16 protein-coding genes are annotated in these 18,302 nt (G+C 72.2%); 8 read left to right on the top strand and 8 right to left on the bottom strand.

Going from position 1 to position 18,302, the window contains the following annotated elements; genetic code table 11:
- Nucleotides 1-2 precede the first annotated feature (2 nt).
- From Q392_RS01360 to pyk, 6 genes are all read right to left on the bottom strand, one after another.
- Nucleotides 3-3,044, bottom strand: a complete 3,042-nt coding sequence (locus tag Q392_RS01360; protein WP_038200440.1) for an ATP-binding protein — start codon at nucleotides 3,042-3,044, stop codon at nucleotides 3-5.
- A gap of 89 nt (nucleotides 3,045-3,133) precedes the next feature.
- Complete coding sequence (locus tag Q392_RS01365) at nucleotides 3,134-3,775, bottom strand: Crp/Fnr family transcriptional regulator (RefSeq protein WP_038200441.1); 642 nt, start codon at nucleotides 3,773-3,775, stop codon at nucleotides 3,134-3,136.
- 124 nt (nucleotides 3,776-3,899) lie between these two features.
- Nucleotides 3,900-4,556, bottom strand: coding sequence for a helix-turn-helix transcriptional regulator (locus Q392_RS01370; RefSeq protein ID WP_038200442.1), 657 nt, complete (start codon nucleotides 4,554-4,556; stop codon nucleotides 3,900-3,902).
- Nucleotides 4,557-4,707: 151 nt separating this feature from the next.
- Nucleotides 4,708-5,616, bottom strand: coding sequence for a phosphoribosylaminoimidazolesuccinocarboxamide synthase (locus Q392_RS01375; RefSeq protein WP_038200443.1), 909 nt, complete (start codon nucleotides 5,614-5,616; stop codon nucleotides 4,708-4,710).
- Between the two features lie 115 nt (nucleotides 5,617-5,731).
- Complete coding sequence (locus tag Q392_RS01380) at nucleotides 5,732-6,619, bottom strand: fructose bisphosphate aldolase (RefSeq protein WP_038200444.1); 888 nt, start codon at nucleotides 6,617-6,619, stop codon at nucleotides 5,732-5,734.
- 129 nt (nucleotides 6,620-6,748) lie between these two features.
- Nucleotides 6,749-8,194, bottom strand: coding sequence for a pyruvate kinase (gene pyk, locus Q392_RS01385; RefSeq protein WP_038200445.1), 1,446 nt, complete (start codon nucleotides 8,192-8,194; stop codon nucleotides 6,749-6,751).
- 135 nt (nucleotides 8,195-8,329) lie between these two features.
- On the opposite strand from pyk, the gene hmuQ reads away from it, so the two are divergent.
- Nucleotides 8,330-8,635 carry a heme-degrading protein HmuQ gene (gene hmuQ / locus Q392_RS01390; RefSeq protein WP_038200446.1) on the top strand — a complete coding sequence of 102 codons (306 nt, stop codon included), beginning with the start codon at nucleotides 8,330-8,332 and terminating at the stop codon, nucleotides 8,633-8,635.
- Between the two features lie 2 nt (nucleotides 8,636-8,637).
- On the opposite strand, the gene Q392_RS01395 is transcribed toward hmuQ, so the two are convergent.
- Together Q392_RS01395 and Q392_RS01400 are read right to left on the bottom strand one after the other, a co-directional pair.
- Nucleotides 8,638-9,831, bottom strand: a complete 1,194-nt coding sequence (locus Q392_RS01395) for a phosphoglycerate kinase (RefSeq protein ID WP_038200447.1) — start codon at nucleotides 9,829-9,831, stop codon at nucleotides 8,638-8,640.
- A gap of 64 nt (nucleotides 9,832-9,895) precedes the next feature.
- Entirely contained in the window at nucleotides 9,896-10,804 is a 909-nt protein-coding gene (locus Q392_RS01400; RefSeq protein ID WP_038200551.1) for a LysR family transcriptional regulator, read from the bottom strand.
- Between the two features lie 117 nt (nucleotides 10,805-10,921).
- Here Q392_RS01400 and Q392_RS01405 point away from each other — a divergent pair, with 117 nt between their 5' ends.
- From Q392_RS01405 to Q392_RS01435, 7 genes are all read left to right on the top strand, one after another.
- Entirely contained in the window at nucleotides 10,922-11,464 is a 543-nt protein-coding gene (locus Q392_RS01405; protein ID WP_245610611.1) for a VOC family protein, read from the top strand.
- Complete coding sequence (locus Q392_RS01410; protein WP_038200449.1) at nucleotides 11,457-12,578, top strand: alpha/beta hydrolase family protein; 1,122 nt, start codon at nucleotides 11,457-11,459, stop codon at nucleotides 12,576-12,578. The genes Q392_RS01405 and Q392_RS01410 overlap by 8 nt, the downstream gene beginning before the upstream one ends.
- Before the next feature lie 65 nt (nucleotides 12,579-12,643).
- On the top strand, nucleotides 12,644-14,287 hold the full coding sequence (locus Q392_RS01415) for an FAD-dependent oxidoreductase (RefSeq protein WP_038200450.1): 1,644 nt from the start codon (nucleotides 12,644-12,646) through the stop codon (nucleotides 14,285-14,287).
- Nucleotides 14,288-14,295: 8 nt separating this feature from the next.
- Nucleotides 14,296-14,481 carry a DUF2783 domain-containing protein gene (locus Q392_RS01420; RefSeq protein ID WP_084216773.1) on the top strand — a complete coding sequence of 62 codons (186 nt, stop codon included), beginning with the start codon at nucleotides 14,296-14,298 and terminating at the stop codon, nucleotides 14,479-14,481.
- 17 nt (nucleotides 14,482-14,498) lie between these two features.
- On the top strand, nucleotides 14,499-15,461 hold the full coding sequence (locus tag Q392_RS01425; RefSeq protein WP_038200452.1) for an MBL fold metallo-hydrolase: 963 nt from the start codon (nucleotides 14,499-14,501) through the stop codon (nucleotides 15,459-15,461).
- 42 nt (nucleotides 15,462-15,503) lie between these two features.
- On the top strand, nucleotides 15,504-16,472 hold the full coding sequence (locus Q392_RS01430) for a Bug family tripartite tricarboxylate transporter substrate binding protein (protein ID WP_038200453.1): 969 nt from the start codon (nucleotides 15,504-15,506) through the stop codon (nucleotides 16,470-16,472).
- 41 nt (nucleotides 16,473-16,513) lie between these two features.
- Complete coding sequence (locus Q392_RS01435; RefSeq protein WP_157007684.1) at nucleotides 16,514-18,184, top strand: FAD-dependent monooxygenase; 1,671 nt, start codon at nucleotides 16,514-16,516, stop codon at nucleotides 18,182-18,184.
- Nucleotides 18,185-18,302 lie beyond the last annotated feature (118 nt).

The raw sequence follows: 18,302 nt of genomic DNA on the forward strand, positions 1-18,302 counted from the left end.
GGTCAGAGGCCGGCGCGCAGTGCGGCGGCCTGCGCCAGGTGCCAGTCCATGCCCAGGCGCTGGAAACCCTCCGCTGCCGCATCGAGCTGTCGCGCCGCCTCGGCGCCGTCGCCGCGCGCGACGGCCAGCCGGGCACGGCACAGCGCATTGCAGGCCGCCTCGTGCGGCGACCGGCGAAGCGCCGCGGCGCGGTCGGCCAGGTGCAGCGCGCGCGCCAGCCGCGCATCGTCGCCCGCGTCGGCCGCCAGGCGCGCCAGGGCGCGGCCGGCCATCGCCGCGCCCAGCCAGTCGCGCCGGCGCGCCCGCGCCAGCGTCCGGGCGGCGGCGGCGCGGGCCCCGTCCGGACGGCCGAGCGCCGCCATCGCATCGCTCACCCAGCCGTGGTTGAGCGAGGAGAACAGGGCCTTGTCGCGCAGGGCCAGCCAGGCGGCCGAGTCCTGCAGCGCGGCCAGCGTGCCGGGCTGCGGGCCGAGCATCCACTGCGCATAAGCGCCCAGGCCCTGGCTCATGGCGAAGATGTACAGGCTCTTGACCCGCTCGCCCACGCGGTGCGCCGCCTGCGCGTCGGCCAGCGCCGCCTGCCAGCGGCCCTGCCAGAGGTTGACGCCGGCGCGCCAGCACAGCACCGAGCCCTCGACCTCGTGGCCGGGGCCGGGCAGGGCGGCCAGCGCCTCCTCGAAGCAGGCGTGCGCGTCGTCGAAGCGGCCCAGGTCGCCCAGCGCGCTGGCGCGGCAGGCCAGCGCATAGGCCTCGCCGGGCGAGCGGCGGCCGCCCACGGGCGTGCCGGGGCCGTGCGCCGCGGCGTCGAACAGGTCGAGCGCGCGCGCGTAGCCGGCGGCGGCGGTCAGCGCCTGCCCGAGCAGCACGCGTGCCTGCACGACCAGCGGCACGTCGCGCAGCGCCGTGGCGCTCTCCAGCGCCTGCTCGCAGTGGCCGACGGCGCTCTTCGTCTCGCCCAGCGCGTACTGCAGGTAGGCCAGCCAGTACTGGGCGTAGGCGTGGCCGGCGGCGTCGTCGTGCGCGCGGGCCTGGTCGATGGCGCGGCGCAGCAGCGCCTGCTCGTCGCGCGAGGGGTCGAAGGCCGTCGCCAGGCCCAGCCGCCGCGCCACCGCGCGCCAGGCCTGGTAGCGCCCGGGCGTGGGCGGCAGGCGGTCGAGCATGTGCAGCGTGGCGCGGTACTGGGTCTTGGCCCGGTCGATGGAAGAAGCAGCCATCGCCTTGTCGCCGGCCATGCCGGCGTAACGCGCCGCCTCGGCGAAATCGGCCGCGCCGGCATGGTGGTAGGCCAGCGCCTCGCAGTGCTCGGCCTCGCCCGCCGGCCCGGCGCGCTCGCGCAGCAGCCGGGCGATCTGCGCATGCATGGCGCGGCGCCGCTGCAGGCCGAGGGTGCCGTACACCACGTCGCGCGTGATGCCGTGCTTGAAGCGCAGGGTGCCTGCCTGCTCGGCGGGGAAGAGCAGGTCCTGCGCAGCCAGGCCGGCCACCACCGGATGGTGCTCGTCGCAGCCGGTGAGCGCCTGCAGCAGCCAGGCCGGCACCACGTTGCCGACGACCGCCGCCGCGCCCAGCACCTCGCCCTGCTGCGGCGGCAGGCGGGCCACGCGCGACTCGATCAGCGTCTCCAGCCAGGCCGAGCCGCCGTGCAGGGCGTCCAGCCCGGGGCCAGCCTCGGCCGCGAAGTGGCACAGCTCCTCCAGGAACAGCGGGTTGCCGCCCGAGTGCTGGCGGATGCGGGCGACGACGAAGGGGTCGGCCTGCGGCAGCAGGCGGCGGATGGTGGCGTCGGCCTCGGCGCCCGACAGCGGCCCCAGTTCCAGCACCTCGGCGGCGGCGAGCTGCGCGTCGCCCGCCTCCAGCGGCCGGGTGGCCAGCAGCAGCAGCAGCGGCGCATCGGCGCGCGCGGCCAGCCGGTAGACGACCTGCCGCGTCGCGGTGTCGGCCCACTGCCAGTCGTCGACGAAGAGGGCCTGCGGCGCCTGCCGCGCCAGCGCGGCGAAGTGGCGGGCCAGCGCGCCGGGCATCTGCTGCGCCTGCGCGGCCGCGTCGGCAGCGGCGGCGGCCGGCACCTGCGCCAGCTCGGGGTGGCGCTGGCGCAGCGCCTCGGGCAGCGCGGCGACGGCCTGCGCCAGCAGCGCCGGCGCCGGCAGGGCCTCCTGCGCGTCGAAGCGCCTGCGCAGCATCTGCAGGAAGGGCTGCAGCGGCTGGGCGCTGAGCTCGCTCTCGCAGTAGCCGCGCCACACGCCGAAGCCGGCGGCCTCGGCCTCCTGCAGGAACTCCTCGGCCAGCCGCGTCTTGCCGACGCCGGCGACGGCCGACACGACCACCAGCCGCGCGCGGCGGCCCTCGCGCACCTGGCCCAGCGCCGCGCGCAGCCAGCGCAGCTCGGCCTGGCGGCCGACGAAGTCCACCAGGCCGCGCCGCGCCTGCGCCTCGAAGCGGGTGCGCAGCGAGGTGCCGGCCACGATGCGGTGCACGGCCAGGGGCTCGTCGCGGCCCTTGAGCTCGACGCGGCGCTCGTCGGTGTGGAACAGGTGCCGCGCCGGGCCCAGCGTCTCCTCGCTCACCAGGATCTCGTCGCGCTCGGCGATGTCGCTCAGGTGCTTGGCGATGCCGGGCGCGGCGCCGAACAGCTCGAAGCGTCCGGCGATGCCCTGGCCGCCCTCGCGCACCAGCACCAGGCCGGCGTGGATGCCGGAGTGGACGTCCAGCGAGAAGTCTTCCTCGGGGCCGTAGCGGCCGCGCAGCGCGCGCACCCGCTCGTGCACCTCCAGCGCGGCGCGGGTGGCGCGCAGGCCGTCCTCCTCGCCCGCGTGGGGATGGCCGAACAGGGCCTGCAGCCCGTCGCCCTGGTACTGGTTGATGGTGCCGCCGTGGCGCTGCACCGCCTCGTCGAAGACGCGGCGCACGTCGTCCTGCAGGGCGGCGAAGATCTCCGCCTCCAGCCGCGCCGACAGGCGGGTGGAGTCCGACAGGTCGGTGAACAGCACCGTCATGTGGCGACGCAGCTCGGCCGCCGCACCGGCACCCGCCCCTTCGACCGCCATCGCCTTCGCCTGTCCGTGCTCCACCCCGGGATTGTGGCGCCTCGTTCACATTTCGCAACAGCAGGCCGGGCCGGCGCCCGGCCGTGCTGTCACCAACGCGCGGGCAGCGGCTGCAGCAGCACCAGGCGGCGCTCGCGCACGGCCAGGTACCCGCCTGTTTCAAGATCCTTGAGCAGGCGGCTGACCATCTCGCGCGAGCAGCCGACCTCGGAGGCCAGGCTCTGGTGCGTCAGCCGCTCGGCGATCGCCTGCACGCCGTCGGGGCCGGGCGCGGCGCGCTGCTCCAGCACGCGGCGCAGGCGGCTGTAGACGTCCAGCAGGGCCATGCTGCGCGCGCTCTCGGTGGCCAGGCGGGCGCGGCGGATCAGGCGGGTGACCAGGCCGAGGGTGAATTCCGGGTCCTCGGCCATGTGGCGCAGCACGCTCTCGCGGGTGACGACCACGCAGGTGCTGGGCTCGGCCGCCTCCACGCTGGCCGAGCGCGGGCCGCCGTCGAGCGACATCTCGCCCACGTACTCGCCGGGCCCGTGGTGCCCCAGCGTCACCTCGCGCCCGCGCGCGTCGGAGACGAAGGCGCGCAGCCGGCCGGCCAGCACGATGTAGATCGCGTCGCCGCCCTCGCCCTCCTGGATGAGCAGCGTGCGCGCGCGAAAGCGCCGCTGCACGCCGCGCGCGGCCAGGCGGGCCACGTCGGGCGGCAGGTCGGCAGGGGGCGGCGGGCTGGGCGGCATGCGCGGACTATAGGATGCCCCCAGGGCCGGGCTGCGCCCGGCCCGCCCCCCGAGGGGGACAAGAAAACTTGGGGCGGCCCGGCGTTTTCTTGAGAGTCCGCGCCACCCGGGCTTCGTCCGGCCGCTACTGGTTGGCGGCCACCATGCGCAGCGTGGAGACGATCTGCGGCATGCGGGTGACGCGGTGGACGATGTCGCGGATGCTGCTGGCGCCGGTCTTCAGGCGCATGTTCTTGATGTGGGTGCGCACCGTGGACAGGCAGATGCCCTGGCGCTCGGCGATCTCCTCGGCCGCCTTGCCGGCGCACAGCTGGGCCAGCACCGACTGCTCGGTGGGTGTGAGGCCGCGCGAGCGGGCGTACATCTGCAGCGTCAGCGGCTGCACGCCGGTGCGGCGGCTGCAGATGACCAGCACGCCGTCGATCGCGCCGCCGGCGCGCCCGCCGGCCAGGGGCACGAAGGCCAAGCTCAGCGGCTCCTCCGCGTGCTCCAGCTCGACGATGCTGCGGCAGTCGCGCTCGGCGTCGTGCAGGGCCAGACGGATGCGCGCATGCCCGGTGCCGCTGGCGGCGCACAGCACGCCGCCCTGCCCCACGCGCAGCGCGCGCTGGGTAGCCAGCTCGCGCTGCGCCGGGTGGTTGGCGTGCAGGATGCGGCCGCCCAGGTCGAGCAGCAGCAGGCCGTGGTCGATCTCGTCCAGCGCACGCGAGAACAGGGCGGCCAGCATCGCCTCCGGCAGGCGCGGGGCGGGTTCGGACGCGGCCGGGACGACGGCGGACATCAGGGGCTGCGGGGATGGCATCGGGCGCTCCTTCCTCATTTGTGATGAGAAGAGAGTGTGAAAAAACGCACGCCCGGCGGGCGGTGAATATCACCGCCGCTTTTGTGATCCATTCACCTTTGGCGCTATCTTTTCGATAGCGCGCCGGCCTTCAGCCGATCAGCCGCTCCAGCGCCTCGCGGTACTTGGCCGCCGTCTTGTCGATGACCTCGCGCGGCAGGCGCGGCGCCGGCGGGGTCTTGTCCCAGGGCTTGCCGTGGATGCGCACGGCCTCCAGCCAGTCGCGCACGAACTGCTTGTCGAAGCTCGGCGGGTTGGCGCCGGCGGCCAGCGCCTCCTCATAGCCCTCCACCGGCCAGTAGCGCGAGCTGTCGGGCGTGAGCACCTCGTCCATCAGCACCAGCGCGCCGTCGGCGTCCAGGCCGAACTCGAACTTGGTGTCGGCGATGATCATGCCCTTGGTCAGGGCGATGGCGGCCGCCGTCTCGTACAGCGCGATGCTGGTCTCGCGGATCTGCTGCGCCAGCTTCGGGCCGACCAGCTCGACCACGCGGTCGTAGCTGATGTTCTCGTCGTGCTCGCCCGCCGCCGCCTTGGCCGCCGGCGTGAAGATGGCGCGCGGCAGCTTGGCGGCGTTGGTCAGGCCCTCGGGCAGCGGCACGCCGCACACCGAGCGGCTCTCCTGGTACTCCTTCCAGCCGCTGCCGGCCAGGTAGCCGCGCACCACCGCCTCGACCGGGATCGGCTTGAGGCGCTTGACCAGCATCGAGCGGCCTTCGACCTGCGGCACTTCCTCGGGCCGCACCACGCTTTCGGGCGCCTCGCCGGTCAGGTGGTTGGGGCACAGGCCGCCCAGGCGCTCGAACCACCACAGCGCCATCTTCGTCAGGATCTCGCCCTTGCCCGGGATGGGCTCGCCCATGATGACGTCGAAGGCCGAGAGGCGGTCGCTGGCGACCATCAGGATGCGGTCCTCGCCCACCGCGTAGTTGTCGCGCACCTTGCCGCGCGCGAGCAGGGGCTGGCTCTGGATGGAGGAGGTGTGGACGGTCGTGGTCATGGTGCGGCGGGGGAAGGGAGGCGCGGGGCCGGCAGGCGGCCATTGTGCGCAGAAAAAAGCCACCGCGAGCGGTGGCCGGGCGCGTCGGGCGGGGGCCTGCCCCCGCCGCTGCACATCAGGTGAGGGAGGCCTGGTAGATCGACTCGACGGCCTTGTCCAGCGCGGCGTTGAACTCGGCGTCGGACTGCTGGGCGGTGAGGCCCTCGGTCAGCGCGCGGCTGAAGCTGGCGATCACGCCGGGGTTCTTCGCCAGCATGGCGTTCGATTCGTCGCGGCTGTAGCCGCCCGACAGGGCCACCACGCGCACCACCTTCGGGTGCTTCGCCAGCTCGCCGTAGAAGCCGTCCACCGTCGGGATGGTCAGCTTGAGCATGACCTTCTGGCCGGCGGGGAGCGCGTCGAGCTGCTTCAGGATGGCGGCCTTGAGCAGCGCCTCGGCCTCCTTCTTGTCGGTGGCCTTGATGTTGACCTCGGGCTCGATGATGGGCATGAGGCCGGCCGCCAGGATCTGCTTGCCGACGGCGAACTGCTGCTCGACCACGGCCTCGATGCCCTTCGGGTTGGCGGCGTTGACCACCGAGCGCATCTTGGTGCCGAAGATGCCCTTCTTCACGGCGCGCGCCAGCAGCGCGTCCAGCTCGGGCATGGGCTTCATCGTCTGCACGCCGTCGGCCTCGGCGGCCAGGCCCTTGTCCACCTTCAGGAAGGGCACGACCTGCTTCTTTTCCCACAGGTAGGCGGCGGCGTCCTGGCCGTCGAACTGGCGGTCCATGGTCATCTCGAACAGGATCGCGCCCAGCACGCGCTCGCCGGTGAAGGCCGGGCTGGTCACGATGCGGCTGCGCATCGCGTGCACCAGGTCGAACATCTCGGCCTCGTCCTTGTAGGCCGACTCCTCGACACCATAGAGCTTGAGGGCCTTGGGCGTGCTGCCGCCGCTCTGGTCCAGCGCGGCGATGAAGCCCTTGCCGGTGGAAACCTTGTTCAGCTGTTCCTGGTTCACTGTGTCGCTCTCTTCGTCGTCGTTCGGGGGGAGCCGCCGGGGCGGCGCGGTCAGCCGGGGATTGTAGAAGGCGGGTTATCCCCTACCGCGCCGTGCCGGTTTCAAAAGGCAAGCGGCAAGCGCGGCCCGTCAGGACGCCCGGCAGATCTTGAGCATGTTGGTGCCGCCCGGCGCCCCCATCGGCTCGCCGCAGGTGATGGCGTAGACGTCGCCGCTCTGCACGATGCCGCGCGTCTTCAGGTGCCGCTCGGCCTGGTCCAGCGCGGCGTCGCGGTCGTTCTCGGAATCCATCAGGAGCGGCCGCACGTTGCGGTACAGCGCCATCTTGCGCTGCGTCGCCAGCCGGGACGTGAGCGCGTACACCGGGATGTGCGCCGCATGCCGGCTCATCCACAGCGCGGTGGAGCCCGACTCGGTGAGCGCGACGATCGCCTTGGCGCCCAGGTGGTGCGCGGTGAAGAGCGCGCCCATGGCGATGGACTGGTCGATGCGGGTGTAGTGGCCGCTGAAGTCCAGGTCGCGCGTGGTGTCCTCGGCCTGCTCGGCGGCCTCGCAGATGCGGCTCATCTCCTGCACCGTCTCCAGCGGGTAGCGGCCGGAGGCCGTCTCGGCGCTGAGCATCACGGCGTCGGTGCCGTCGAGCACGGCGTTGGCCACGTCGCTCACCTCGGCGCGGGTGGGCACCGGGTTGGTGATCATCGACTCCATCATCTGCGTGGCGGTGATGACGACCTTGTCCATCTCGCGCGCCATGCGGATCATCTTCTTCTGCAGCGCCGGCACGGCGGCGTTGCCCACCTCCACCGCCAGGTCGCCGCGCGCGACCATGATGCCGTCGCTGGTGGCCATGATCTCGTCGAGCTTGGGGATCGCCTCGGCGCGCTCGATCTTGGCGATCATGCCGGGCTTGTGGCCCCACTCGGCGCCGGCCACGTTGCACAGCTGGCGCGCCATCTCCATGTCGGTCGCGTTCTTCGGGAAGCTCACCGCCACGTAGTCGGCCTGGAAGCTCATCGCCGTCTTGAGGTCTTCCATGTCCTTGGCCGTCAGCGCCGGCGCGGTGAGGCCGCCGCCCTGCTTGTTGATGCCCTTGTTGTTCGACAGCTCGCCGCCCAGCTTCACCGTGGTGTGGACGGCGTCGCCGACCACCGCGTCGACAGTCAGCACGATCAGCCCGTCGTTCAGCAGCAGCCGGTCGCCGGGCTTCACGTCGCGCGGCAGGTCCTTGTAGTCCAGCCCCACCGCATCCACGTCGCCCGGCTCGGTGCGGGCGGCGTCGAGCACGAACTTCGCGCCCGGCTCGAGCCAGACCTTGCCCTCGGCGAACCGGCCCACGCGGATCTTCGGGCCCTGCAGGTCGGCCATGATGGCCACCTCGCGCCCGGCGCGGCGCGCCGCCTCGCGCACCATCGCCGCACGCGCGATGTGGTCCTGCGCCGTGCCGTGGCTGAAGTTCAGCCGCACCACGCTGACCTTGTGCACGATCATCTGCTCCAGCAGCTCGGGCGTGCTGGAGGCCGGGCCCAGCGTGGCGACGATCTTGGTGGCGTGGCGGGGAAGGCGGTCGGCAGGCATGGACGGTGTCTCCATCAGTTTGTATTCTCAACTGTATACAATTTTCGCCCGGGAGGGAATCCCCGGCTGGCGCGGCGCCGCGGAAAACGGCGGCGCGATAGGATGACACGGCCACCCGTCTCCTGAGGATCGCCCATGCCCTTCATCGCCATGAACCGCTTCCGCATCGTGCCCGGCCGCGAGGACGAATTCGTCGAGATGTGGCGGCAGCGGGACAGCTACCTGTCGAATGTGCCCGGCTTCGTCGAATTCCACCTGCTGCGCGGGCCCACGACGGACGAGCACACCCTGTTCGCCTCGCACACGGTCTGGGCGTCGCGCGCCCACTTCGAGGACTGGACGCGCTCGGAAGCCTTCCGCGCCGCGCATGCGGGCGCCGGACAGAAGCGCGACCTGTACCTCGGGCCGCCGCAACTGGAGCTGTTCGACGCGGTGATCTGACCTCAGCCCGCCGCCCGCTTCTCCAGGATCTCGAAGGCCGGGAGCTGCTTGCCCTCCAGCACTTCCAGGAAGGCGCCGCCGCCGGTGGAGATGTAGCCCACGTCCTTCTCGATGCCGTACTTGGCGATGGCCGCCAGCGTGTCGCCGCCGCCCGCGATGGAAAAAGCGCTGCTGGCCGCGATGGCCCGCGCGATGGTCTCGGTGCCGTGCGCGAAGGCGTCGAACTCGAACACGCCCACCGGCCCGTTCCAGACGATGGTGCCGGCCTCGCGCAGCTGCGCGGCGAGCTGCTCGGCGGTCTTCGGGCCGATGTCGAGGATCAGGTCGTCCTCGGCCACGTCGGCCGCCGCCTTCACGGTGGCGGGCGCGTCGGCGGCGAAGGTCTTGGCCGTGACCACGTCCACCGGGATCGGCACCGCCGCGCCGCGCGCGCGCATGGCCTCGATCACGGCCTTGGCCTCGCCCAGCAGGTCGGGCTCGGCCAGCGACTTGCCGATGGGCAGGCCCGCCGCCAGCATGAAGGTGTTGGCGATGCCGCCGCCGACGATGAGCTGGTCCACGTTCTTCGCCAGGCTCTGCAGGATGGTGAGCTTGGTGCTGACCTTGGAGCCGGCCACGATGGCCACCAGCGGGCGCTTCGGCTGCGCCAGCGCCTTGGAGATGGCGTCGATCTCGGCCGCCAGCAGCGGCCCCGCACAGGCCACCCTGGCGAATTGGGCGATGCCGTAGGTGGTCGCCTCGGCGCGGTGCGCGGTGCCGAAGGCGTCGTTGACGTAGATGTCGGTGAGCGCGGCAAGCTTCCTCGCCAGCGCCTCGTCGTTCTTCTTCTCGCCCTTGTTGAGGCGGCAGTTCTCCAGCAGCACCACGCCGCCGGGCTTCACGTCGACGCCGTCGACCCAGTCGGCCACCAGCGGCACCTCGCGGCCGAGCAGCTCGCCCAGCCGCGCGGCGACCGGCGCCAGCGAATCCTCGGGCTTGAACTCGCCCTCCTTCGGGCGGCCCAGGTGCGAGGTGACCATCACGGCCGCGCCGGCGTCCAGCGCCATGCGGATGCACGGCACCGAGGCGCGGATGCGCGTGTCCTCGGTGATGGCGCCGCTGTCGTCCTGCGGCACGTTGAGATCGGCACGGATGAACACGCGCTGGCCGGCAACCTTGCCTTGCGCGCACAGATCGGAAAAACGGAGGATGTCCATGATCGAAGCCCGGGAAGTTGGAAGGCGGAAGCGGCGGCCGGCGGGGCCGCGGCGATGCTGGATTTCATTGTAGGTTTGGCCTCTTCGGCTGCTGGGTCACCAGCAGCTCGACGAAGGCCTGCGCCGCGGGCGACAGCGAGCGCCGCGCGGGCGTGTAGACGCAGACGTCGCGGTCGAAGTCCGGCGCGGTGAGCCGCACCATCGCCAGTCCCCAGGCCCGCACCAGCGGCGCCGAGTAGGTCGGGCAGACCGTGAGGCCCAGGCCGTTGGCGGCCATGCCGATGGCCGTGGTCATGTACGAGACCTCCTGCGTGCCCGGCTGCTGGATCCATTCGCGCAGCTCGGCCGCCAGCTCGGGGCCGATGCGGGCGCGGAAGTCGCGGGTCGGCGCGATGAAGGGCCATGCGGCGAGCTCGCGCCAGCGCACCGAGCGGCGCCGCGCCAGCGGATGCGCCTGCGGGCACACCAGCCAGTGGCGGTCGCGCAGGAGCGCGCGGCGCTCGACGGCCTCGTCCACCGGCACGTCCTGGCCGACCGCCAGCTCGACCTGCCCGCTGCGCAGGCCGTCGAGCAGCCGCTCCGGCAGGGTGTCGGCCAGGCGGACTTCCACGTCCGGGTAGCGCGCGCGGTAGGCCGCGATCACCGGCGGCATGAGGGCGCAGGCCATGAGCTGCGGCGCCGCCAGCCGCAGCACGCCCTTCTTCTTGTCGCGCAGATCGGTCACGCCGGCCACCGCGCCCGCCAGCTCGGCCAGCAGGCGCTGGGCCGAAGGCAGGAACTCGCGGCCGGCCTCCGTCAGCAGCACCTGGCGGGTATGGCGGTCCAGCAGCTGCACGCCCATCTCGCGCTCCAGTTCGCGCACCAGCACGCTCAGGGCCGACTGCGTCAGGTGCAGCGTCCGCGCCGCCGCGGTGAAGCTGCCGGCCTCGGCCACCGCGGCGAAGGCGCGCAACTGGCGCAGGGTGAGATTCATGGCCATCCTTCATCAATCGATGAATTAATTTCGATTGCATCATAGAAGACGCTGCGGCCCAATGGCGCCTCGCGTCGGCCGGGAGGCCGGCACCCGATGGAGACGAGATCGATGCCGATGGACCCCCTGCCCGTGCCCGTGCGCGGCCTGCACCACTTTGCCTGGCGCTGCCGCGACAGCGAGGAGACGCGCCGCTTCTGGGAAGACCTGCTGGGCCTGCCGCTGGTGCACGTGATCAAGAACGACCACGTGCCCAGCACGGGCGAGTACTGCCCCTACGTCCACATCTTCTTCCAGATGCGCGACGGCGCGTACATCGCCTTCTTCGACCTCGGCGACGACGTGCAGGCCGAGCCTTCGCCCAACACGCCCGCCTGGGTGAACCACATCGCGCTGCGGGTGGACTCGGTGGACGACCTGCGCAGTGCCAAGGCGCGGCTGGAAGCGGCCGGCGTGCAGGTGCTGGGCATCACCGACCACCACATCATCGACTCGATCTATTTCTTCGACCCCAATGGCATCCGGGTGGAACTGACCACCCCCACGGTGTCCCCGGCCGAGATGGAGGCCCATGCCCGGGTGGCGCATGCCGAGCTGGAGGCGTGGACGCAGCGCAAGGCGCTGCTGCGCCGCGAGCGCGCGGGGGCCACGCATGCCTGAGCTGCAGATCGCCGTCATCGATGTCAAGCCCGGGGCCGCGCTGGAGAGCCAGTCCGGCCTGCAGATGCTGCGGCCGCGCATCTTCGGCGCCTTCATGGCGCCGGCGGGGCCGAGGAAGGTCGCAGCGATCGTGATGCACCCGACCAGCAACTTCATGGGCCACTACCTCATCGGCCCGCTGGCCGAGCGCGGCATCTGCTGCATGGGCCTGAACTCGCGCTACATGGGCAACGACACACTGCTGCTGATGGAGCGCGCCATCCAGGACCTGGGCGCCGGCGTGAAGCACCTGCGCGCGATGGGCTACGGGAAGATCGTGCTGATCGGCAACTCCGGCGGCGCGGCGCTGGCCAGCTTCTACCAGGCGCAGGCCGAGCGGCTGACCGCCACGCACTTCCCGGACGGCGACCCCACGCACCTGCATCCCGACGACCTGCCGCCGGTGGACGGCATCGCGCTCGCCGCCGCGCACCTGGGCCGTTCGCGCCTGCTGGCCGACTGGATCGACCCGTCGTTGACCGACGAGCACGACCCGCTGTCGGTCGACCCGGCGCTCGACATGTACGACCCGCGCCACCGGGTGCCCTACGAGGCCGCGTTCCTCGCGCGCTTCAAGGGCGCGCAGCAGGCGCGGCTGCAGCGCATCGAGCAGTGGGTGCTCGGCCGCCTGGAGCAGCTGCGCAGCACGCCGGGCGCCCCGCGCGACCAGGCCTTCATCGTCTACCGCACCCATGCCGACCCGCGCTGCGTGGACTTCTCGCTCGACCCGAACGACCGCGCCCCCGGCAGCGTGTGGGGCGACGCGCGGCAGGTGAACTACTCGGCCAACGCGATGGGCCGCACCACCTCGCTCACGGCCTTCCTGTCGCAGTGGTCCTCGCGCTCGCAGGCCGACGGCCCGGCCAACCTCGCGCGCACCAGTTGCCCCAAGCTCCTGCTGACGTACACCGCCGACCAGTCGACCTTCCCGAGCACGCGCGATGCCTGGCTGGCCGCCGGCGGCGAGCACATCCGCAACGTCGACATCGTGGGCGGCAACCACTACCTGGCCGGCCAGCCGGAGCTGGTGCCCCGGGCGGCGGACGCGATCGCCGAATTCGCCCACGCGCTCTGAGCGCACAGGCGCACAGGCGCACGGCGCCACGGACACACGAGACAAAGAAGAGAGACAGCCCCGCCATGGAAACCTTCCGCTTCGCCGAGCCCTACGAGCTCCCGAGCTGGCCCTTCACGCCGCCGCCCGAACTCGGCGGCACGGCCGCGCGCCATCCCATCGTGATCGTCGGCGGCGGCCTCTCCGGCCTGACGCTGGCCTGCGACCTCGCCGTGCGCGGCATCCGCAGCGTGCTGCTGGACGAGGACGACACCATCGGCGTGCGCGGCGCTTCCTCGCGCGGCATCTGCTACGCGCAGAAGAGCCTGGAGATCTTCGCGCGCCTGGGCATCTACGAACGCATCGCCGCCAAGGGCATCACCTGGTCGTTCGGCCGGACCTTCTCGGGCGACGAGGAGGTCTACAGCTTCAACCTCCGGACGGACAGCGTCTCCGTCCAGCCGCCCTTCATCAACCTGCAGCAGTTCTACATCGAGTGGTTCCTGGTCGAGCGCATCCTCGAACTGGGCCTGACCGAGCTGCGCTGGAAGAACCGCCTCACCCGCATCGAGCCGGGCGAGGACGGCGTGACGCTGGAGGTGGACACGCCCGCCGGCGCCTACGCACTGCACGCCGACTACGTCATCGACGCCACGGGCGCCAACAGCCCCATCCGCACGCAGCTCGCGCTGCCCGCCCGTGCCTCGCGCAGCACCGACCGCTGGTGCATCAGCGACGTGCGCTTCACGAAACCGCTGCCCATCGAGCGCTGGACCTGGGTGGACGCGCCCTTCAACGAAGGCCGGGGCGTCTGGCAGCACCTGATGGGCGACGGCGTGTGGCGCATGGACTACCAGATGCCCGAGGACTGCGACACGGACGAGATCAGCCAGCCCGAGGTGGCCGGCGCCCGGCTGCGCGAACAGCTCGGGCCGGACGTCGAGTTCGAGTTCGTCTGGATCGGCCCCTACGGCTACCGCGACCACCTGCTGGAGCGCTTCCGCCACGGCCGCCTCTTCTTCATCGGCGATGCGGCGCACGTGGTCAGCCCCTTCGGCGCGCGCGGCGGCAACACCGGCATCCAGGATGCCGCCAACCTGGCCTGGAAACTCGCGCTGGTGCTCGGAGGGCATGCGGATGCGTCGCTGCTGGACAGCTACGACGCCGAGCGCCGGCCGGCGGCCGAGAAGAACCTGGAAGTGACGAGCCGCTCTGCGCGCTTCCTCGCGCCGCGTTCGCCGGCGGAGCACACGCTGCGCCGCGCGGTGGTCGCGCTGGCCCGGCACCACGCCTTCGCCCGCGGCCTGGTGAACACGGGCCGCATGTCGGTTGCCAACGACTACCCGCCCGCGCCGCACCTGCCCGAAGGCAGCCGCACGGTGCAGAACGTGGCGCTGCGCGCCGCCGACGGCGCGGACACCACGCTCATGCAGCTGCTGGGCCAGGGCACCCGCGGCCTGGCGCTGTGGCACGCGCCCGGCGCCGGGGCCGCGCAGGCGATGTCGGCCGCGCTGGCCGGCCTGCCGGTGCACCTCGTCGCGCTGGGCGGCACCAGCGCCCTGCCCACCTTCGAAGCCGGCGAGGCCGAACTGGCCCACCTCGGCCTCGCGGCGCCCGACAGCCTGCTGCTGGTGCGGCCCGACGGCTACCGCGCCGCGCTGCTGCCGGCGCCCGACCCCGACACCACGGCCGAGGCCGTGCGCACCGCCTTCGCGCTGAACCGAGCCTGAGCATGCCGCTGATCACCGAGCCCCACATCCCCGACCCCGACGGCTTCTATGCCGCCTGGCTGCAGGCCCACGAGGGCCTGAGCGAAGCGCAGAGCGCCGACCTCAACGCCCGCCTGGTGCTGCTGCTGGCCAACCAATGCGCAGACCAGCAGGTGCTGCTGGCCTGCATCGACGCCGCCCGCGAGGCGGCCTGAACCCGGCCCCGCCCACGATGAACACCTCCGTCTCCTTCGCCTCCGCCTCCGACACCCGCGAGCAGAAGCCCCAGGTGCGCGAACTCGCGCCCAACGTCTACGGCTACATCAGCGACTTCGATCCCAACTGCGGCTTCGTGGTCGGCGACGAGCATGTCGTGCTGATCGACACGCGTCCCACGCCGCGCATGGCGCGCGACTTCCTGGCGGCCATCCGCACGGTGACCGACAAGCCGGTCAGGTTCATCGTGCTCACGCACTACCACGCGGTGCGCGTGATGGGCGCCAGCGCCTTTCCGCAGGTGCAGGCCATCGTCGCCAGCAACGGCACGCTGGACTGGATCCGCACGCGCGGCCAGGCCGACTTCGATTCGGAAGTGGGCCGCTTCCCGCGCCTGTTCGCGGGCGTGGAAGAGATCCCCGGCCTGACGATGCCGACCATGAGCTTCGAGCGCGAGATGAGCCTGTGGCTGGACGGCGGCCGCGAACTGCGGCTGCTGGCCCTGGGCCGCGGCCATTCGGGCGGCGACACGGTGGCCTGGCTGCCGGACTGCGGCGTGTGCTTCTCGGGCGACGTGGTCGAGAACCACTGCGGCGTGTACGCCGGCGACGCCTACATCCGCGACTGGGCCGGCACGCTCGATGCGGTCAAGGCGCTGCGCCCGCGCGTGCTGGTGCCCGGCCGCGGCGCCGTGCTGCAGGGCGAGGCCGCCTGCGGCGAGGCCATCGACCTGACGAAGGACTTCCTCGCCACCCTGCTGGGCGCGGTGCGCGCCGGCATCGACGCGGGCGACACGCTCAAGGGCTGCTTCGCGCGCGCCGAGGCGGCCATGACGCCGCGCTTCGGCGACTGGCCGGTGTTCCAGCACGTGCTGCCCTTCGATGTCTCGCGCGCCTACGACGAGCTGACCGGCACCGAGCACCCCGTGATCTGGACCGCCGAGCGCGACCGCGCGCTCTGGCAGGTGCTGCGCGGCTGAACCTTCCTTCCCTTTCCCATCCCACTCCAAGGAGACAACCCGATGAAGCAACTCGTGCGCGCCCTCGGCGCCGCCGCCCTGGCCCTGGCAGCCGGCGCCGCCCTGGCACAGGCCTATCCCAGCCAGCCGCTGAAGTGGATCGTGCCCTACGTGGCCGGCGGAGGCACCGACAACCTGGCGCGCAACCTGGCCGAAGCGATGCAGGCCGACTTCGGCCAGCCGATCATCATCGACAACCGCCCCGGCGCCTCCACCAACATCGGCGTGGCGGCGATGATGGCCGCCAAGCCGGACGGCTACACCATCATGCAGGCGGAGAACGCCGCACTGCTCTTCAACGAGCACATGTTCGGCAAGCTGCCGTACAACCCGGCCAGCGACTTCACCTACATCGGCACCATCGGCCGCTTCCCGGTGGCGCTGGTGGTGCACCCGGATTTCCCTGCGAAGACGCTCGCGGAGTTCACCGCCTACGCGAAGGCCAACGGCGACAAGCTGAGCTACGCCTCGCCGGGCAACGGCTCGCCGCACCACATGGCGATGGAGCTGTTCAAGCAGCAGGCCGGGCTGAACATCACGCACGTGCCCTACAAGGGCGCCGCGCCGGCCATGACCGACGTGATGGGCGGCCAGGTGCCGATCATGATGCTGGACCTGGCCTCGGGCCTGCCCATCATCAAGTCCGGCAAGGTCCGCGCGCTGGCCATCGCGCTGCCGCAGCGCGCCAGCGCCCTGCCCGAGTTGCCGACCTTCGCCGAACTCGGCCTCAAGGGCGTGAACGCCTACGCCTTCCACGGCCTCATCGGCCCGAAGGGCATGCCCAAGGAAGCCGTGGCGCGTCTCAATGCCGGGCTGCACAAGGCGATGCAGTCTCCCAAGGTCGTCAGGCTCTTCGCCGATTTCGGCTTCGAGCCGATGCCGGGCACGCCCGAGGACTTCCACCGGACGGCGCGCGCCGAGAGCGAGCGCTGGGGCAAGGTGATCGCGGCCGCGGGCGTGAAGCTGGACTGATGCCCAGCCCTGCCGCAGCGGAGACAACCGTGCCCGACGCCATGCCGACGGATCTGCCGCCGCCCGTGGGGGCTTTCCACTACACGCGCTTCGCGCCGCGTCTACCTGCACTGCACGGCGGCACGGAGCCGCAGCGCCACGCGGTGGCGATCGCCGGCGGCGGCCCGGTGGGCATGGCGCTGGCACTGGGCCTGGCCAACCACGGCGTGCCCAGCGTGATCCTGGAAGCGGACGACACGGTGTGCGTGGGCAGCCGCGCGGCGTGCATTTCGCGCCGCAGCCTGGAGATCGTGGAGCGCCTGGGTGCACTGCCCGCCTTCCTCGCCAAGGGCCTGCCCTGGCATTCGGGCACGAGCTTCTACAAGACGACGCCTGTCTTCCGTTTCGAGATGCCGACCTTCGCGCAGCAGAAGCTGCCGCCGATGATCAACCTGGAGCAGTACTACATCGAGCAGTACCTGCTGGACGAGATCGAACGGCGCAACACGGCGCAGCCGGGCCTGATCGACATCCGCTGGGGCACCGAGCTGAGCGGCTTCTCGCAGGACGAAGGCGGCGTGACCCTGCAGGCGCGCAACGCGCTGGGCACCTACACCCTGCACGCCGGCTGGCTGGCCGCCTGCGACGGCGGCCAGAGCTTCGTGCGCAAGGCACTCGGCCTGGCCCTGGAGGGCGCCGCCTACGAGGGCCGCTACGTGATCATCGACATCGAGCTGCCCAGCCGCCACCGCACCGAGCGCCGCGCCTGGTTCGACCCGCCCTGGAACCCCGGCTCCACCGTGCTGATGCACCCCCAGCCGGACGACATCTGGCGCATCGACTACCAGCTTCGCCCCGGCCAGAGCACCGAGCAGGCGCTCACCCCCGAGGCGGTGCGCGAATTCGTGCAGCGCCACCTGGACGCCATCGGCGAGGGCCACCTGCCCTGGAAGCCGGTGTGGACCTCGGTGTACCGCGCCGGCGCGATGACCCTGGCCGACTACCGGCACGGGCGCATCCTGTTCGCCGGCAACGCGGCGCACGCCATGCCGATCTTCGGCGTGCGCGGGCTGAACTCCGGCTTCGACGACGCGGACAACCTGGCCTGGAAGCTGGCGGCGGTGGCCAAGGGCGAGTCCGATGCCGCGCTGCTGGACAGCTACTCGGCCGAGCGCATCGCCGCCTTCCACGTCAACGCCGAGAACGCGATGCGCAGCACGGAGTTCATGTCGCCGCCCTCGCGCGGCTTCGACCTGCTGCGCGAGGCGGCGCTGTCGCTGGCCGAGAGGCACCGCGGCATCGCGCAGCTGGTCAATCCGCGGCAGACGCAGGCGGTGTGCTACGAGGACTCGGCGCTGTCCAGCCCCGGCGACGATCTGTCCGCTGGCCCGGTGCCCGGCGAGGTGATGGCCGACCAGCCGCTGCGGCGCGGCCACCTGACGGACTGGATCGGCCCGTGCTTCACGCTGCTGGCGCTGGGCGAGGCACGCCTGCCCGGAGCGGGCCTGCCGCCGGTGCTGCGGGTGGTGCGCATCGGCGGCGATGAAGGCGCGGACGCGCGGGCCGATGCCGAGGTGTTGCGCGCCTTGGGCGCCGAGCCGGGCGGTGCCGTCTACCTGCTGCGCCCGGATGGCCATGTGGCCGCGCGCTGGCGCGCCCCTTCGGCGGCGCAGATCGCTGCCGCGCTGCAGCGCGCCTCGGTGCACACCGTCAAAGTCAAGGAGACCGCATGACCGCCGCCCTCGCCCCCGAGGCCCGCGACCGCCTGTACGCCGAGTGCGCCCGCGCCGTCAGCGAGGCCGGCGCCGAGCGCGAGTCGCTCTTGCTGGCCCGCCTGGCGCTGCTGCTGTT

Origin of the sequence: Xenophilus azovorans DSM 13620, from assembly GCF_000745855.1 — a bacterium.
GTDB lineage: Bacteria > Pseudomonadota > Gammaproteobacteria > Burkholderiales > Burkholderiaceae_C > Xenophilus > Xenophilus azovorans.

Coding starts and splice junctions, on each gene's coding strand:
- Q392_RS01360 (WP_038200440.1), bottom strand. CDS start 3,044: ATGGCGGTCGAAGGGGCGGGTGCCGGTGCGGCGGCCGAGCTGCGTCGC.
- Q392_RS01365 (WP_038200441.1), bottom strand. CDS start 3,775: ATGCCGCCCAGCCCGCCGCCCCCTGCCGACCTGCCGCCCGACGTGGCC.
- Q392_RS01370 (WP_038200442.1), bottom strand. CDS start 4,556: ATGTCCGCCGTCGTCCCGGCCGCGTCCGAACCCGCCCCGCGCCTGCCG.
- Q392_RS01375 (WP_038200443.1), bottom strand. CDS start 5,616: ATGACCACGACCGTCCACACCTCCTCCATCCAGAGCCAGCCCCTGCTC.
- pyk (WP_038200445.1), bottom strand. CDS start 8,194: ATGCCTGCCGACCGCCTTCCCCGCCACGCCACCAAGATCGTCGCCACG.
- hmuQ (WP_038200446.1), top strand. CDS start 8,330: ATGCCCTTCATCGCCATGAACCGCTTCCGCATCGTGCCCGGCCGCGAG.
- Q392_RS01395 (WP_038200447.1), bottom strand. CDS start 9,831: ATGGACATCCTCCGTTTTTCCGATCTGTGCGCGCAAGGCAAGGTTGCC.
- Q392_RS01400 (WP_038200551.1), bottom strand. CDS start 10,804: ATGAATCTCACCCTGCGCCAGTTGCGCGCCTTCGCCGCGGTGGCCGAG.
- Q392_RS01405 (WP_245610611.1), top strand. CDS start 10,922: ATGGACCCCCTGCCCGTGCCCGTGCGCGGCCTGCACCACTTTGCCTGG.
- Q392_RS01410 (WP_038200449.1), top strand. CDS start 11,457: ATGCCTGAGCTGCAGATCGCCGTCATCGATGTCAAGCCCGGGGCCGCG.
- Q392_RS01415 (WP_038200450.1), top strand. CDS start 12,644: ATGGAAACCTTCCGCTTCGCCGAGCCCTACGAGCTCCCGAGCTGGCCC.
- Q392_RS01425 (WP_038200452.1), top strand. CDS start 14,499: ATGAACACCTCCGTCTCCTTCGCCTCCGCCTCCGACACCCGCGAGCAG.
- Q392_RS01430 (WP_038200453.1), top strand. CDS start 15,504: ATGAAGCAACTCGTGCGCGCCCTCGGCGCCGCCGCCCTGGCCCTGGCA.
- Q392_RS01435 (WP_157007684.1), top strand. CDS start 16,514: ATGCCGACGGATCTGCCGCCGCCCGTGGGGGCTTTCCACTACACGCGC.